Origin of the sequence: Kribbella sp. VKM Ac-2571 (assembly GCF_004362255.1) — a bacterium.
Classification (GTDB): domain Bacteria; phylum Actinomycetota; class Actinomycetes; order Propionibacteriales; family Kribbellaceae; genus Kribbella; species Kribbella pratensis.
The window spans coordinates 32,311-47,454 of the sequence record NZ_SNWS01000029.1 but is presented as its reverse complement, the minus strand read 5'-3'; the positions used below and the strand labels follow the sequence as shown (position 1 = coordinate 47,454).

The 15,144-nt window shown below is 69.4% G+C and carries 16 protein-coding genes; 12 read left to right on the top strand and 4 right to left on the bottom strand.

What is annotated here, in order from left to right:
• Position 1: 1 nt before the first annotated feature.
• The 9 genes from EV651_RS39955 (at position 2) to EV651_RS39915 (ending at position 7,446) form a co-directional block, all read left to right on the top strand.
• Positions 2 to 397: a RidA family protein gene (locus tag EV651_RS39955; RefSeq protein ID WP_133791238.1), complete on the top strand. Its 396-nt coding sequence runs from the start codon at positions 2 to 4 to the stop codon at positions 395 to 397.
• A gap of 42 nt (positions 398 to 439) precedes the next feature.
• Positions 440 to 1,348 (top strand): fumarylacetoacetate hydrolase family protein, encoded by a 909-nt coding sequence (locus EV651_RS39950; protein WP_133791236.1) that lies wholly within the window; start codon positions 440 to 442, stop codon positions 1,346 to 1,348.
• Positions 1,345 to 2,040 (top strand): GntR family transcriptional regulator, encoded by a 696-nt coding sequence (locus tag EV651_RS39945; RefSeq protein ID WP_133791234.1) that lies wholly within the window; start codon positions 1,345 to 1,347, stop codon positions 2,038 to 2,040. Before EV651_RS39950 ends, EV651_RS39945 begins: the two co-directional genes overlap by 4 nt.
• Positions 2,037 to 2,762 (top strand): SDR family NAD(P)-dependent oxidoreductase, encoded by a 726-nt coding sequence (locus tag EV651_RS39940; RefSeq protein ID WP_133791232.1) that lies wholly within the window; start codon positions 2,037 to 2,039, stop codon positions 2,760 to 2,762. Before EV651_RS39945 ends, EV651_RS39940 begins: the two co-directional genes overlap by 4 nt.
• A 3-nt stretch (positions 2,763 to 2,765) precedes the next feature.
• Positions 2,766 to 4,325, top strand: coding sequence for an FAD-dependent monooxygenase (locus EV651_RS39935; protein ID WP_133791230.1), 1,560 nt, complete (start codon positions 2,766 to 2,768; stop codon positions 4,323 to 4,325).
• Complete coding sequence (locus tag EV651_RS39930) at positions 4,322 to 4,711, top strand: cupin domain-containing protein (RefSeq protein WP_133791228.1); 390 nt, start codon at positions 4,322 to 4,324, stop codon at positions 4,709 to 4,711. The genes EV651_RS39935 and EV651_RS39930 overlap by 4 nt, the downstream gene beginning before the upstream one ends.
• A gap of 1 nt (position 4,712) precedes the next feature.
• Complete coding sequence (locus EV651_RS39925; RefSeq protein WP_133791226.1) at positions 4,713 to 5,612, top strand: amidohydrolase family protein; 900 nt, start codon at positions 4,713 to 4,715, stop codon at positions 5,610 to 5,612.
• 64 nt (positions 5,613 to 5,676) lie between these two features.
• Complete coding sequence (locus tag EV651_RS39920) at positions 5,677 to 6,621, top strand: zinc-binding alcohol dehydrogenase family protein (protein ID WP_133791225.1); 945 nt, start codon at positions 5,677 to 5,679, stop codon at positions 6,619 to 6,621.
• Positions 6,622 to 6,756: 135 nt separating this feature from the next.
• Positions 6,757 to 7,446: a GntR family transcriptional regulator gene (locus EV651_RS39915; protein ID WP_133791223.1), complete on the top strand. Its 690-nt coding sequence runs from the start codon at positions 6,757 to 6,759 to the stop codon at positions 7,444 to 7,446.
• On the opposite strand, the gene EV651_RS39910 is transcribed toward EV651_RS39915, so the two are convergent.
• Complete coding sequence (locus tag EV651_RS39910; protein ID WP_133791221.1) at positions 7,412 to 8,206, bottom strand: PIG-L family deacetylase; 795 nt, start codon at positions 8,204 to 8,206, stop codon at positions 7,412 to 7,414. The two genes, EV651_RS39915 and EV651_RS39910, sit on opposite strands and share 35 nt — an antisense overlap.
• The gene (locus EV651_RS39905; RefSeq protein WP_133791219.1) at positions 8,207 to 8,671 is read right to left on the bottom strand and encodes a PPOX class F420-dependent oxidoreductase; all 465 of its coding nucleotides are present in this window, start codon (positions 8,669 to 8,671) and stop codon (positions 8,207 to 8,209) included. It lies immediately after the preceding gene.
• 74 nt (positions 8,672 to 8,745) lie between these two features.
• Here EV651_RS39905 and EV651_RS39900 point away from each other — a divergent pair, with 74 nt between their 5' ends.
• From EV651_RS39900 to EV651_RS39890, 3 genes are read left to right on the top strand one after another with little or no spacing between them, the layout of a single operon-like run.
• The gene (locus tag EV651_RS39900) at positions 8,746 to 9,528 is read left to right on the top strand and encodes a hypothetical protein (protein ID WP_238157518.1); all 783 of its coding nucleotides are present in this window, start codon (positions 8,746 to 8,748) and stop codon (positions 9,526 to 9,528) included.
• Positions 9,528 to 11,186 (top strand): DNA polymerase Y family protein, encoded by a 1,659-nt coding sequence (locus EV651_RS39895; protein ID WP_238157517.1) that lies wholly within the window; start codon positions 9,528 to 9,530, stop codon positions 11,184 to 11,186. The genes EV651_RS39900 and EV651_RS39895 overlap by 1 nt, the downstream gene beginning before the upstream one ends.
• A gap of 26 nt (positions 11,187 to 11,212) precedes the next feature.
• Positions 11,213 to 11,599: a VOC family protein gene (locus EV651_RS39890; RefSeq protein WP_133791218.1), complete on the top strand. Its 387-nt coding sequence runs from the start codon at positions 11,213 to 11,215 to the stop codon at positions 11,597 to 11,599.
• A 4-nt stretch (positions 11,600 to 11,603) separates the two neighbouring features.
• On the opposite strand, the gene EV651_RS39885 is transcribed toward EV651_RS39890, so the two are convergent.
• Together EV651_RS39885 and EV651_RS39880 are read right to left on the bottom strand one after the other, a co-directional pair.
• Positions 11,604 to 12,896: a glycosyltransferase gene (locus EV651_RS39885; protein WP_133791215.1), complete on the bottom strand. Its 1,293-nt coding sequence runs from the start codon at positions 12,894 to 12,896 to the stop codon at positions 11,604 to 11,606.
• Positions 12,893 to 15,115, bottom strand: coding sequence for a glycoside hydrolase domain-containing protein (locus EV651_RS39880; RefSeq protein ID WP_238157516.1), 2,223 nt, complete (start codon positions 15,113 to 15,115; stop codon positions 12,893 to 12,895). Before EV651_RS39880 ends, EV651_RS39885 begins: the two co-directional genes overlap by 4 nt.
• Positions 15,116 to 15,144 lie beyond the last annotated feature (29 nt).

The following is a 15,144-nucleotide window of genomic DNA, read 5'->3' as shown; positions in this document are numbered from 1 at the left end:
GATGCCGAAAACACAGGTGTCCACTGACGCGCTGCGGAGCCCGAACGGGGTGTTCTCGCAGGCGACCGTCATCGAGGCGACCGGGCGGCTGGTGTTCGTCTCCGGGATGACCGCCCGCCGGCCCGACGGCAGCATCGCGGGCGTCGGGGACGTCCGCGAACAGACCCGGCAGGTGTGCGAGAACGTGAAGTCGGCGGTCGAAGCGGCCGGCGGCACGCTCGCGGACGTCTGCCGAGTGGATGTCTACGTGCGCAACATGGAGGACTTCGCCAAGATCCACGAGGTCCGGGCGCAGTACTTCACCGAGCCGCTGCCGGCCTCGACGATGGTCGAGGTCAGCAAGCTCGCGCACCCCGACTACCTGATCGAGATCAACGCGATCGCCGTGATCGCATGACCTGGGGGGAACTCGTGATGCGTGGCGTCGAGTGGACCTGAGATGAAGTACGTGATGGTGGAGCACGCCGGGAGCGAACAGCCCGGCGTACTCGACGGCGATGCGGTTCTGTTGCTCGACGCAACGGATCTGACCGAGGTGATCGCCGGCCCGGCCGAGGTGGTGGACAAGATCCCTTACAGTGAAGGGATTCTGCGGGCGCCGCTGCGGCGGTTCCGGCGCGACATCCTGTGCACGGGCTGGAACTACTGGGACCACTTCGAGGAGAGCAAGGGCAAGCGTGAGGGCCAGGACGTGGACCGGCCCGAGCACCCGACGTTCTTCACCAAGGGTCCGGACGTGGTGATCGGCCCGTACGACGACATCGCCTGGGACCCGGCGATCTCCGCGAAGTGGGACTACGAGGCCGAGGTCGCGCTGGTGATCGGCAAGACCGGCAAGAACATCCCGGTCGACGAGGCGCTCGGCCACGTCTGGGGCTACATGCTCGCGAACGACGTTTCGCAGCGGGACCTGCAGCGTGCGCACGGCGGGCAGTGGCTGAAGGGCAAGAGCATCGACGACACCATGCCGCTGGGTCCCTGGATCGTCACCGCCGACGAGGTGGGCGACCCGCAGGACATCCACCTGCAGTGCCTGGTGAACGACGAGGTGCGGCAGGACGCGTCGACGCGGCAGATGGCGTTCGACGTCGCCACGCTGATCAGTGAGCTGTCGTTCGGTATGACGTTGCGCCCGGGCGACCTGCTGCTCACCGGTACGCCGGCCGGTATCGGAAATGCCCGCGAGCCACAGGTTTTCCTGCAGGACGGCGACGTGATCGTCACCCGGTCCGACAAGCTCGGCTCACTACGCAACCGGGTGACGCTCGTGGGCGAGCGAAGCGAGTCCACAATCAAGCACAGCGAGCCACGCTCATCCGCGCCCGCAGCGAAGCGAGGACGTGGATGAGCGGGCCGTTGGAGCTGTTGCCAGGTGGCGGCAAGAGTGGTCGCCGTACCCTCGCGGAGCACGCGGCCGCAGAGCTGCACCAGCTGATCCTGTCCGGTGAGCTACCCAGTGGTACGCCTCTTCGCCTTGTGGAGCTGGCCAGTCGGCTCGAGATGAGCCAGATGCCGGTACGTGAAGGCCTGCGTCGGCTGGAGGCATTGGGGCTGGTCGAGATCATCCCGCATCGTGGCGCGTGGGTACGTGACCTGTCGCTGTCGGACCTGCGAGACACGCACGAGACGCGGCTGGCGTTGGAGAGTCTCGCCGTACGCGCTGCTGCACTCCGCTTCACCGAAGAGGACCTGACGAAGGCAGCGGCCGCCCTGGCCGAGCACCTCCGGTTGTCACGCGCCGAGGACTCCACGGGTGCGCGTGAGGCTCACGCGGACTTCCATTTCGCGATCTACCGGGCCAGTGGTTCACAGTGGTTGCCGCGAGCAATCGAGCCGGTCTGGCAGAACAGCGAGCGCTATCGGTTCGGCAGCCGTCCGACCGCGTTCCTGATCGAGCGGAGCAGGCAGGAGCACCAGGCGATCCTGGACGCGTGCGTGGCACGGGACCCGGACGCGGCCGAGCAGGCGTTGCGCAGTCACCTCGCCGGCGCGTTCCAACGGATCACCGAGACCATGACGTCAAAGAAGGAGACGCCGTGAAGGTGCGTTTCGACGCGACCGGTGAGGTCGTGGTGATCACCGGTGGCGCCCAGGGCATCGGTGCGGCGCTGGTCACCGCAGTGAACGCTGCAGGTGGTACGGCGGTTGTCTTCGACGTCACTGCACCGGTGGAGGGTGTCGAGCACGTCATGGTGGACGTGGCTGACCGGTCCGCGGTCGAGGCTGCGGTCGCGGGTGTGCTGGAGCGGCACGGGCGTATCGACGGTCTGGTCGCCGGTGCGGCGGTGCAGCCGCGGTCGCCGGTGCTGGAGATGGATGCGGCCGAGTGGACCCGGACGTTGCAGGTGAACCTGGACGGTGTGGTCTGGGCGTGTCAGGCCGTCGTACCGCACATGGTGGCGCAGCAGTCCGGTTCGGTAGTGGTGTTCACGTCCGGGATGGCGTCGACCGGGTTTGCGGGCGCTGCGGCGTACGCGGCGAGCAAGGCGGCGCTGGTGGCGTTCGCTAAGACGCTCGCCGTGGAGGTGGCCGGCGACCGGGTCCGGGTGAACGTGGTCGCGCCGGGCGTGATCGACACCGAGCAGTTCCGAGGTGCGAACGCCAGTGCGGAGCGGGAGCACTGGCAGGACACCATAGGTATCGGCGACCCCGAGGATGTGGTCGGCCCGTTGTTGTTCCTGCTGTCCGACGCGGCCGCGATGACCGGGTCGCTGCTGACCCGGGAACGTGCCTTTGCCAAGCTCACGAGCTTTGTGGAGTAGTAAGTGACTGAACAGCTGCCTGTTGCCGTGGTGGGTGCCGGACCGATCGGTCTGACCACCGCGCTCGGTCTCGCGCACTACGGCATCCCGTACGTGCTGCTGGAAGAGGACGCCGTCCTGTCGTCCGACACCAAGGCCGGTACGACGCTCAGCCGGACGCTGGAGATCTGGAACCGGTACGGCGCGGTCGACGGCATCCTCGGCGCCGCGCTGCGGATCGACGAGATCGGCGACATCGACCGGGCCACCAACACTCCCCGTGCCTCGGTGCAGCTGGCCGAGCTGGTGAACGACACCCAGTTCCCGTTCGTCATCAACCTGCCGCAGCAGAAGATGGAGCCGCTGCTGGCGGCAGCTCTTCCGGAGCCGGTGCGGACGCGGCACCGGATGACGTCGTTCGAGGTCCGCGACGATCGCGTCGTGCTGCAGCTGGAGACCCCTGACGGTCCGCGGGAGCTGGAAGCGTCGTACCTGCTGGCCTGTGACGGCGGGCGTTCGCGGATCCGTGATGCGCTCGGGGTGAAGGTGGTGGGGGAGACCCTGCCCGAGCGGTACATGCTGATCGACGTCGTGGTGGACCTGGACGTCGACAACGCCCGGGACTACCCGTACCTCGCCTACTTCGCGGACAAGTCCGAGTGGATGGTGCTGATCCGGCAGCCGGACAACTGGCGGTTCCTGTTCCCGCTGGCACCCGGCGCCGACGCGCCGGGTGACGAGGACCTGCTGGTGAAGGTGAAGCAGTTCATCGGTGAGGTGGACCGGATCGAGCTGATGGGCTCGGTCGTCTACAACGTGCACCACCGGGTCGCCGAGCAGTGGACCAAGGACCGCAAGGTCTTCCTGATGGGTGACGCGGCACACCTGATCACTCCGATGTGGGCGCTCGGTCTGAACACGGGTGCGCTGGACGCGTCCAACCTGCCGTGGCGGCTGGCCTGGGTACTGCGCGGCTGGGCCTCGGAGACCTTGCTCGACGGGTACGAGCAGGAGCAGCGTCCGGTGGCGGTCGAAGGCTCGGGCGAGATGGCCGAGGCGGCGCGCAAATACATGTCCTTCCAGCAGGGTGCGGTCACCGAGCAGACAGGTGCGTGGGCTACGGCGTACAACCGGACGCTGCTGAGCGTGCGGCTGGATGTCGAGGGTGTGGGCGACTGGTCGATGGTGGCTACGTCCGCCGCGCCGCCCGCCGTACGGGCGGGGGACCGGGCGCCGGACCTGGTGCTGCAGAGCCCGACCGGTCGTACGTCGATCCACGACCTGTGTCGCGACTCGTTCGTGGCGCTCTACTTCACCGACGTACGGCGCCGCCCCGAGATCCCGGTGAACGAGTCGCCCGCGTTGCAGCACTACGCGGTGTCCCGGTGGGATGCGCCGCACGACTCCGGTCTACGTGACAGGGCCCTGTTCGATCCGGGCAGTGTCGCCACGAAGAGGTACGGCGTACCGGCGGACAGCGTCGTACTGATCCGCCCGGACGGTCACATCGCCGCAGTAGCTCCGATGGGTACTGGTGTGGCGGAGAAGCTGTACACCCGGGTCACAGGTCGGGAGGTGCCATGAGTTTTGACCAACCGTTGCAGGAGATCCTGCTGCAGACGGGGGACCTGGAGTGGGTGGAGAAGTCGCTGGACGGTCTGTCCCACAAGATGTTGTGGCGGGACCCGGTGACCGAGGCGTCGATCGCACTGGTGCGGTTCGAGAAGGGCTCGGGCATCCCGTCGGAGCACAAGCACGCCTCGAACCAGTTCATGTTCTGCCTGTCCGGCCGGTACGTGTACCTGCCGACCGGGACGACGCTGACCAAGGGCAGCTTCTACTGGAACCCGAAGGGCGTCGTGCACGGTCCGACGCGGGCCGAGGAGACCTCTGTCCTGCTGGAGGTGTACGACGGTCCGCACTACCCGGAGCGTCCGGACTTCTACGACAACGACGAGGACGCCCGCTGACATGGCCGGCTGGGACGTCCACACGCACCTGATCCCGCCGACCGTGCTGGCGGCGGCGCACCGGGGTGAGTTCGGGCTGTCCGTCGACAGCGGCTCGCTGGTTGTCGACGGGGAGCGGCTGCCGCTGCGCCGGCTCGCCGACCCGGCCGCACTGCTGCACTGGATCTCCTCACAGGACCTGGACGGTGCTGTGGTCTCAGTGCCGCCGGCGCTCTTCCGGTACGACGCCAGCCTCGAGTGGACCGAGCTGGTGAACCAGGGGCTCCGGGAGCTCGCCACACCGCAGCTGCGCGTGCTGGGGCACCTGCCGCTGCTCGACCCGGCTGCACCCTCTGTAGCTGCCGGGCTGGCCAGTGAAGGCGTCTTCAGCGGTTTTGCCCTCGGTACGCCGAGTTACGCCGGGCTGGATCCGGTGTGGCGCGTGCTGGACGCGCTGGAGGCGTTCACGCTGATTCACCCGGGACACAGTGACGACAAGCGCCTTGATTCGTTCTACCTGTCGAACCTGTTGGGGAATCCGTACGAGACCGGACTGGCGGCGGCTTCGCTCGTCTTCGCGGACGTGCCGGGGCGGTTCCCGGGAATCCGGTTCTGTCTGTGCCATGGGGGTGGTGTGACGGCGGCCGTCGCCGGACGGTGGCAGCGCGGGATCGACCAGGAACGCCCGGGGATCGAGCCGGTGTCCTTGCCGGTGGCCGAGGCCCTGCGCCGCTTCTACGTCGACGACCTGGTCCACGACGACGCCGTACTGGAGCTGCTGACCAAGATGTTCGGGCCCGAGCGGGTGCTGGCCGGGAGCGACTGGCCGTTCCCGATGGGCAGCGACGAGGTGTCCACCGCCCGGTCCGCCGCGGCCGAGGTGCTGACCCGGCCGCTGGCGAAGGAGGTCGCCGAGTGGTGAGACGTGGACTGCGTCTGGTCGTGGTTGTGATCAGATATCAAATCGTGGGGAACGGGGAAGAAGCGTGAGTACACGGGGGACTGTCCTGCGCAGTCATGGACCGGGAGAGCAGCTGAAGGCCGAAGAGGTCGAGCTGACCGCTGGTCCGGGTGAGACGTTGGTGGAGATGCGGCTGGCCGCGGTGACTCCATTGGACCGGTCGACACTGGCCGGAAAGCAGCCGACTATGCCGTCTCGGCCGTTCATGCCGGGCTCCGAGGGAGCCGGTGTGGTGGTGAGCTCGGACGCTTTTGAGGCGGGCGCGCCGGTCGTGGTCCGTGGCGAGGGCGTCGGCGTGACACGGGACGGTGTCTGGGGCGGGTACGCCGTCGTACCGAATGCCGCCGTACACCGCCTGCCGTCGTCGCTGGAGCCGGGTACGGCGCTCGCGTTGATGACGCCGGCGTTGACGGCGCACACCGCCGTACGACGGGTTGCCGCCGTACAAGCGGGTGAGACGGTCGTGGTCACCGGCGTCACCGGTCTGGTCGGCCACATGTGTGCTGTGATCGCACGGTCGGCGGGTGCGTCCCGGGTGATCGGTCTGGTGTCGCTGGACGACCGTGCCGACGGTGCGACCGGAGTGGTGGATCAACTGGTCCGTGTGGACGGCCTCGGTCAGGTGGGCCGGGAGCTTCCGTGGTGCGACGCAGTCATCGACACCATGGGCGGTCCGGTGGCGGGTGGGGTGCTCGGGCACATCTCTCCGGGCGGACGGATCGCCGCACTGGGCTACAAGGCGGGTGAGTTCACCACGATCGACTTGCACCAGCTGATCGGCCGGGACCTGCGGGTGCTGCCCGTGAACCTGCAGCGGACCACGCTGGCACCGGATGCGGTCGGTCAGGCGCTGGCCGATATCGCTGCGGTGTCCTGGCGAGCGGACTACGACGTCGTACCGGCAGAGCGAATCGGTGACGTGCTGGACCGGCAAGCAGGGCGGATTCTGATCGATCTGACAGGTCTCTGAGAAAGCGTCAGTGGCCTAGACCGCTCATGTTTGCTGGGCTTTGAGCTGAGCAATCTCTCGTCGAAGGCTTCCAGATACCCGGTCGGCGGCTACGGTACCTCCAGAGCTCAAGAGGAGAGAGGCAGCCCGCTACTGATGATCCGACGACTCGAGCTCACGCCCGGGGGACCGACCGGGCGTCGTACGCTCGCCGAGGAAGCTGCCGCCGAGCTGCACGAACTCATCCTGTCCGGCGAACTTCCCAGCGGTACGGCGCTCCGGCTGGAGGAGCTCGCCAAGCGGCTGGACATGAGCCAGATGCCGATCCGGGAAGGGCTCCGGCGGATGGCGGCGCTCGGACTGGTCGAGATCGTTCCGCACAAGGGCGCCTGGGTGCGTGAGCTGTCGATGGAGGACCTGCGCGACACCCACGAGACCCGGCTGGCACTGGAGTCGCTGGCCGTCCGTGCCGCCGCGACACGCTTCTCGGACTCGGACGCGGCGGCCGCGCGGACCGCACTGGCCGAGCATGTCCGGTTGTCGAAGCTGGGCGACAACATCGCGTCCCGGCAGGCGCATACCGAGTTCCACTTCGCGATCTACCGGGCCGGCGGTTCGCGGTGGCTGCCACGCGCGATCGAGCCGGTCTGGCAGAACAGCGAGCGCTACCGGTTCGGTTCGCGGCAGACCAAGGCCCGGATCGAGCAGACCCGTCGCGAGCACCAGGCGATTCTCGACGCGTGCCTGGCGCACGACGAAGAGGGTGCGGAGGCAGCGCTGCGCGAGCACCTCGAAGGCGCCATGCAACGCATCACCGAGACGATGGCGCGTCGCTCGAAGCAGTAAGGGCAGTGAGCTCCTCGAAGCGGTCGTGCTGCCAGCCGGTCGCGTCGAACACCGCACGCAGCAGCAGCCCGTCGCTGCTCGGCCGGTGCACTCCTAGGAGCTCCTGGAGTGGCTTGGTGCCCAGGCCGTCGTAGTACTCGTCCAGTGCCCGCCGCCGTCGCTGCTCGGATGCTCCGCCGATCTCCTCCAGCGGCGCATCGCGTCCTTTGACCCACCCTTTGACCCACCCTTTGACCCACCCTTTGACCCACCCTTTGACACGGCCCGACCCGACCTGCTGACCCGGTGCGAGTTGCTGGATCAGTTGCTCACCCGCACGCACGTCCTGGGCTCTCACGCGTGCACCCAGTGCACGACAGTCGACGCGCTGGAGTGCGCGCTGCACCCCTTGTGAGATGGCGATGTGGTCCGGGTGACCTGTCAGCCCGTCACTGCCGACTGTGAGGATGAGCTCCGGCTCGATCACGGCGGCCGCGACCTCGATCGCTTCGGCCACGTCGTCCGGCGATGCCGCGGCCAATGACCGTGGTCCACTGCGACCGCCGTCGTCGACCCACTGGTCCACCGCTCCCAGCCAGTCCCACTCGTTGATCCCGAGCAGCGCGCAGGAGGCGCCGAGATGATCCAGGGCTCCGTGCATGCCGGCGGTAGCGACCCGCAGTACGACGTGCCAGCCCTGCTCGTTCAGTACGGACGTGGCGGCGCCGGTGGCGAACACCTCGTCGTCGGGGTGTGCGTGGACTACCAGCGCCGTACGCATCTAGTCAGCGAGATGTGCTGGGAAGCCGCCGGTGGCGATCGGGCTCCAGCGCTCCGGGGTGATGCGGATGAGGCACTTGCCCTGCTTCACCATCGCCTCGCGGTACTCGTCCCAGTCCGGGTGCTCACCGGAGATGGAGCGGTAGTAGTCGACCAGCGCCTCCACCGCTTCCGGCAGCTCGATCACCTCACCGCTGCCGTCCACCTGCACCCACGCGCCGTTCCACTCGTCCGACAGCACGACCACACTGGCCTTGCCGGCCCGCTTCACGTTCGTGCTCTTCGCCCGCTCCGGGTACGACGAGATGACGATCCGGCCCTCGCTGTCCACCCCGCCCGACACCGGCGAAGCCTGCACCGTCCCGTCGGCCCGGGTGGTCATCAGCAGCATGTGATGACGCGGTCGCACAAACTCCAGCAACCCGTCGAGCCCAACCTTGGTATTGGTCGCAATAGTCCTCGGCATGCCTCCCACCCTATGCGCTGGGGGCTGTGGACGACCGGATTGACTTGTTCGAACAGGTGTTCGAACATGGGAGTATGACGGGGAGCGAGGCAACGGCGAGTCGGGTCACGGCACTCGACCAGGCCCGTCTGCTCCTCGCTCAGGCCAAGGACAGGAAGTCTGCCCAGAAGTCATTGCTGAAGGCTGCCGCCGAAGGGCCTTCGGTGGCTCGGGTGCAGCAGGCCTTGGACACGGCAGGGGTGGATCGGGAGCTGCCGACGCATCCGGCGGTGGGTGAGCTGCTGGCGGGGGCGAGCCTGCGCGGCGGTTCGGTGTACTCCGTGCGGGGGAGTGCCGCGCTGGTGATGGCGCTGATGGCCGGTCCGTCCGCGGAGGGCGCCTGGTGCGGTGTTGTCGGCGTGCCGTCGTTCGGGGCCGAGGCGGCGCGCGGGCTCGGGGTGGACCTGGAGCGTCTCGTGCTGGTCCCGGATCCGGGGCCCGAGTGGCTGAGCGTCGTCGCCGCGCTGGTCGACGCGCTGACCGTGGTGGTCGTCCGCCCGCCCGGCGACGTGACACCGGGGGAGGCGTCCCGGCTCGCCGCACGGCTCCGGACCCGCGGCGCGATGCTGATCGCGTACGGGTCCTGGCCCGGCAGCGAGGCCCGGTTCGAGATCGAGAGCAACACCTGGACCGGTCTCGGCGACGGCGAAGGTCTGCTCACCGCCCGCCGCGCGACCGTCGCGGTGACCGGCCGGCGCGCCGCCGTCCGGGCTCGTCACGAGCTCTGGCTGCCCGCCCCCGACGGCACGATCCGCTCCACCGGGACCGCGGAAGCCCGGCCGGAGGAGTGGGCGGACCAGATCGGCGCAGTGGGCTGATGGGCGGGCTGATGGGCGGGCTGATGAATGGGCTGACGAACGGGCTGACCCGGACGATGGTGATCTGGGTGCCGGACTGGCCGGTGGCGGCGGCCGCGGTGGCGGCCGGGCGCTCACCGGACGAGCCGATCGCCGTACTGGAGAAGGGGAAGGTGCTCGCCACCTCCGCCACCGCGCGCGCCGAAGGGGTGCGGCGCGGACAGCGGGCCCGGGACGCGCAGTCGCGGTGCCCGGAGCTGGTCGTGCTGAAGTACGACCCGGTGCTCGACGCGCGGGCGTTCGACCCGGTGATCTCGTGCCTGGAGGCGATCACGCCGGGCGTGCAGGTGATCCGGCCGGGGATGTGCGCGTTGAAGGCACGCGGCCCGGCGCGGTTCTACGGCAGCGAGGAGGCGGCCGCGGAGAAGCTGCTCGACCGGCTCGAGACGTACGACGTGCACGGCAGCCGGATCGGGATCGCCGACGGGCCGTTCGCCGCGGAGCAGGCGGCCCGGGTGAGTTCCGCGCGGACCCGGGTGCACGTGGTGCCGCCGGACGGTTCACCGGAGTTCCTCGCGCCGCTGTCGGTCGACGTACTCGAGCAGCCGGCGCTCACGGATCTGCTGCGCCGGCTGGGGCTGCGGTCGCTGGGTGCGTTCGCGCAGTTGCCCCGGACCGAGGTGCTGACCCGGTTCGGTCCGGACGGCGCCTTCGCCCATCGGCTGGCCCGTGGGTACGACGATCGCCCGGTGGCCGGCCGGGAGATCCCGCCGGAGCTCGCCAGGACGCTCGACTTCGAGCCGTCCGTGGACCGGGTCGATCAGGTCGCGTTCGCGGTCCGGGCGGTCGCCGACGAGCTGATCGTCCGGCTGACCGAGCTCGGGCTGGTGTGTACGACGCTGCGGGTCGAGGTCGGCACCGAGTCCGGGCGGATCCACGAGCGGGAGTGGCTGCACCCGCGCTGGTTCACCGCGGCGGACGTGGTGGACCGGGTGCGCTGGCAACTGCAGGGGAGCGGCACGGCGACCAGTGAGCTGACGTCACCGGTCGTCCGGGTGCGGCTGATCCCGGACCAGGCGGATCCGGTCGGCGCGCATGCCGACGGGTTGTGGGGCGGCGGTCCGGACGAGCGGATCCACCGGGCGTTGTCGCGGGTGCAGAGCATGCTCGGTCACGGTGCGGTGGTGTCGGTGGTGATCGGCGGCGGTCGTGGGTTCGCGGAGCGGCAGACGCTGGTCCCGTGGGGTGATCCGGCGGTCCCGGCGCGGCCGCCGGACCAGCCCTGGCCCGGCTCGATCACCGGCCCGATCACCGGCTCCGTCGGTACGGCGAAGCGCTGGCCGGCGCTGGCGCCGACCATGGTCTTCCCGGAGCCGATCCCCGCGAAGGTGTTCGCCGCGGACGGCGCCCAGGTGTCGGTCAGTGCCCGCGGCGAGTTGTCCGGCGTACCCACCGCGTTCACCCTGCTCCCGGCCCGCGGCCCCGGCGTTCAAGTTGCCGACAGCAACAAGATCCATCCGATCACCGCCTGGGCCGGGCCTTGGCTCACCGCGGAACGCTGGTGGGACCCCAGCACCGAGTCCCGCCAGGCCCGCTTCCAGTTCCAGACCGCCGACACCCGCGCCTGGCTCTTCACCCTCCACCGAACCACCTGGCAGGCCCAAGCCACTTACGACTGATCAAGCCGCCGACATAGGTTGAGTTCATGCATCGGAGCCGGGTTTCCACGTTTCTGATCGACGTCAAGCGGGACGAGGTGCCGGACGCGACGGCGTTCTGGTCCAAGGCTCTCGGCGTACGGACGTCTTCGCCGGAGGGTGAGCCGCAGTTCATCAGCCTGCACGACGCCGTCCCAGGGTACGTGACCGCGATCCAGTCGGTCGACGACGAGCCGCGATACCACCTGGACATCGAGACCGACGACGTCCCCGCCGAGGTCGCCCGCCTGACCGGGCTCGGCGCGATCGAGGTCGCGAGCTGGCAGGGGTGTCACACGCTCCGTGCCCCGGGCGGGCATCTGCTGTGCGTCATCCCGGTGCACAGCGACCCGGCGTACTTCGAGCAGCACTCGACCGCCTGGAACAGCGAGTAGGCCGTCAGGCGACGTGGACGGCGGGAGACTCGGCGCGCGCGAAGAGACGGTCGAACACCGCTACCCGGTCGAACTGCAACGCGTACGCCCGCGCCCGCCGCTCGGCCGCCGCGCGCTGCTCGCGGGTCCAGTCGCACACGACCTCGTCAAGCACGGTCCGCAGCGTGGCCGGATCACGCTGCGGCACCAGCAGGGCCGTATCACCGACCGCCTCGGGCACACCGCCGGTCGCGCAGGTGATGATCGGCCCGCCCCCGGCGAGAGCCTTCTCGACCAGCGCGATCCCGAACGTCTCCACGAACTCCGGCTGCTCGCGGGTCGGCAGCACGAACGCCGCGCTCCCTGCCATCAGCGCCGGCTTCTCCGCGTCGTCGACGTCGGTCAGCACCCGCACCCGCTCACCCAGGCCCGCTGCCGCCACCCGCGCCAGCACCTCGTCTTCCTGCGGCCCGCGCCCGGCCAGGACCAGCTGCACCTTCTCGGCCGACCGCGACCCGGCGTAGGCGTCGATCAGGTCGTCGACGCCCTTCGCCGAGACGATCCGGGACAGGAACAGCACATACCCGTCCCGCGAAAGGCCCCGCCGGGCAAGGGTTTCGGCGATCCCGTCATCGGTGAGTGACAGGTAGGACGAGGAGTCGACCGCGGGGTAGGAGATGGCGATCCGCTCACGGCACTGCTGCGCGAACGTCGTGCCGTGCATACCGTCGAGGGTCGCTGCCGAGGCCACGATCAGGTCCCTGGTGTACTCCGACACCGCCACGCAGTGGTCGGCCGCCAGGTAGACCGAAAGGATGTGCGCGGCCGCCCCGAACCGCCCGGTGTCCACGCAATCGCGCACGACGTTGGTGATGTCGGAGCCCACCGCCTCAGCCACCGTAGTGACCCGTGCGGGCCCGATCCGGCGCGCCACCTGGACGGCCTCCTGTACGGCGATTGCGTGCGGGCTCAGGTACAGCGACATCGCCACCGTCGGCACCCCGTCGCTGAACAGCTCGACCAGCCGCCCGACGAGCCCGGACAGGTAGCGCCCGTCCGGAACCCGGTAGTCGCCGACGGGATCGGGCCGCTCCACCGTGATCCCAGGGCTGTACGGCAGCACGCGATCGAGTGGTTTCAACGGCAGCCCGGCCGCCTCGAGCGCGTCCAGCGGCCAGGTCACGATCCGTACGTCGTCGTACCCGCGGGTGAGCGCCACCTCCGCGAGGCACCGGGCCTCACCGGAGTGCCCGCAGATCACCGGGTCGGCGCGGACGACAACGACCAGACGGCGGTTGGGTGTGGACGGGATGTTCATACCTCACCTCCAGTGGGGTGCAGCGGGTCGGATGTGGACGGTGGTCTGATCCGGATGCCCCAGCCGGAGGGGCGAGGGCCGAGCTCGATGTGCAGGTTGCGGATGTGCCGCAGTTCCCGGCCGGAGATCCAGGGACGTTCGAGGGTCTTGCCGTCCACCGCGATGGACTGGACGTAGGAGACCGGTCCTCCTGCCTCGACCGGCTCGAAACCCGTGGTGGTGATGGACAGCTCGCCCTCGGGCAGCCGGGTCGTGGACTCCGCCACGGCCGGCGCGCTCACCAGGAACAGGTTCTGGCCGGCCACCGGGAACAGCCCGAGCGTCGCCCACACGTACCACGCGGACAGCCCGCCGGAGTCGTCGTTACCGGGCAGCCCGCCCCGGCCGGTGCCGAACTGGTTGGCGATCGCGGCATGCACCACCTCGGCGGTTCGGTCCGGCCGTCCGGCGTAGTGGTAGGACCACGGCGCCTCGTAGTCCGGCTCGTTGTTCAGTCCCTCGAACCTGCACAGGCCGTACCCGGCGTCCATCTCGGCCACGCTCGGAGCCACTCCCGGCTGAGCGACCGGTACGGCGCCGTACCCGAAGAACCGGTCGAGCAGCCGGACGAACGCCTCGTCTCCGCCGGCGAGCGCGATCCGGGCGCGCATGTCGTGCAGCAGCCGGAAGGAGTAGTTCCACCGGCCGCCCTCGTAGAACGTCGAGTCGCGCAGCAGACCGGTGCCCGGGTCGTACGCCGCCCGCCAGCCCTGGGCGAGGTCACGCATCTGCTGGACCAGCGCCCGGTCGCGCACCTTGCGGGCGATCGCCGCGGTGGAGTGGTAGGCGTACGCCAGGTCGAGGGTGTGGCTGATCGGATGCGCCACACCGTGCACCAGGTAGTCCTCGCCGTACGTCCGGCGCAGGTCCATCTCCAGGTGCACCATGGCCCAGTCCCAGTCGATACCGGGCAGATCCAGTTGGCACAGGTCGGCGAAGAAGGTGTGCGCGAGGGCGCTGCCCTGCCGGGAGAACCGGTCGGCGCCCTTGGCCATCCGGTAGCCGATCGGCAGGTTGCCCTCCTGCTCGCAGATCGACAGCAGCGCGCCGGCCAGCTCGACCGAACGCTGCGGGAACAAAGTGGTCATCAGCGGCAGCTGGGTGCGGTAGATGTCCCACATGGTGCAGATGTCGAACGCGTACGGGCCCTCGGTCGTCCACGACGGGCTCTCGTCCGGGGCGAAGCACGGCTTGATCAGCGAGTGGTAGAGCGCGGTGCCGAAAACCGTCGCCTGGTCATCGGACTCGGACTTGATCGAGACCTTGCCGAGGTGCTCGCGCCAGGTGGCTGCCGTGTGGTCACGCCGCCCGGTGAAGGTGGCCTGGGTGCGTCCGACGTCCGCGTGCAGGTTGTCGCGGGCCGTCGCACACCCGCGCAGGGAGAACCCCAGCCGCACCTCAACGGTCTGCTCGGCGCGCGAAGGGCCCATGAACATCAGCCCGAAGGGCCGCAGTGTGGTCGGCCGGATGTAGTCGAAGTCGAGACGGGTGCCGCCGGGCATCAGGCGCCGGTCGTACCACAGCAGCTGCCGCCAGCCGGGGGCATCGACCTCCAGGTGAACGGCCAGCGGCACACCCTCGACGTGGATCTCCCCTTGAGCCACCCCCGGCTCCAGCATCGCCAGGTGCGCCTTCAGCGGCACGGTCTGGCTGTGCGGGATGGCCAGACCGCCGGTCGAGGCGTCGATGACGATCCGCGCGGCGTCATTCGCCGGGAAGGTGTACCGGTGGACGGCCGACTTGGGGCCGACGGTCACCTCGCACCGCACCCCGTAACTCAGCGTCGCCGCGTAGTAGCCGGGCTCGGCCACCTCGTCGAGCAGGTCCCAGGCGGTGCCCAGGTCGTCGAGCGGGCCGAGCATCGGCGTGACCCGGAAGTAGTTGTAGTACTTGCGGATCGCGCCGGTGCCGGACTGCTGGAAGTGGGTGAAGCCGGAGGCGACCGGGCGGTCGTACAACAGGTCGGGCACGCCCTCGGTGTTGAAGTCGTACAGCCCGTAACCGGTCGGGTAGGCCCCGGAGTACGGGCTGGCCGACACCATCCCGAAGGGGTGCGTGGCGCCCGGATGGGTGTTGCCGACCTGCGGCTTGGGCCACCACCAGGTCGCGGCCAGGCCCTTGGGCGTGGGCAGGTCGGTGGCGCCGGTCCCGATGAACGGGTCGACGTGCTCGGACATCATCGGGCCTCACCGCCTCGTGCGGCTGATGT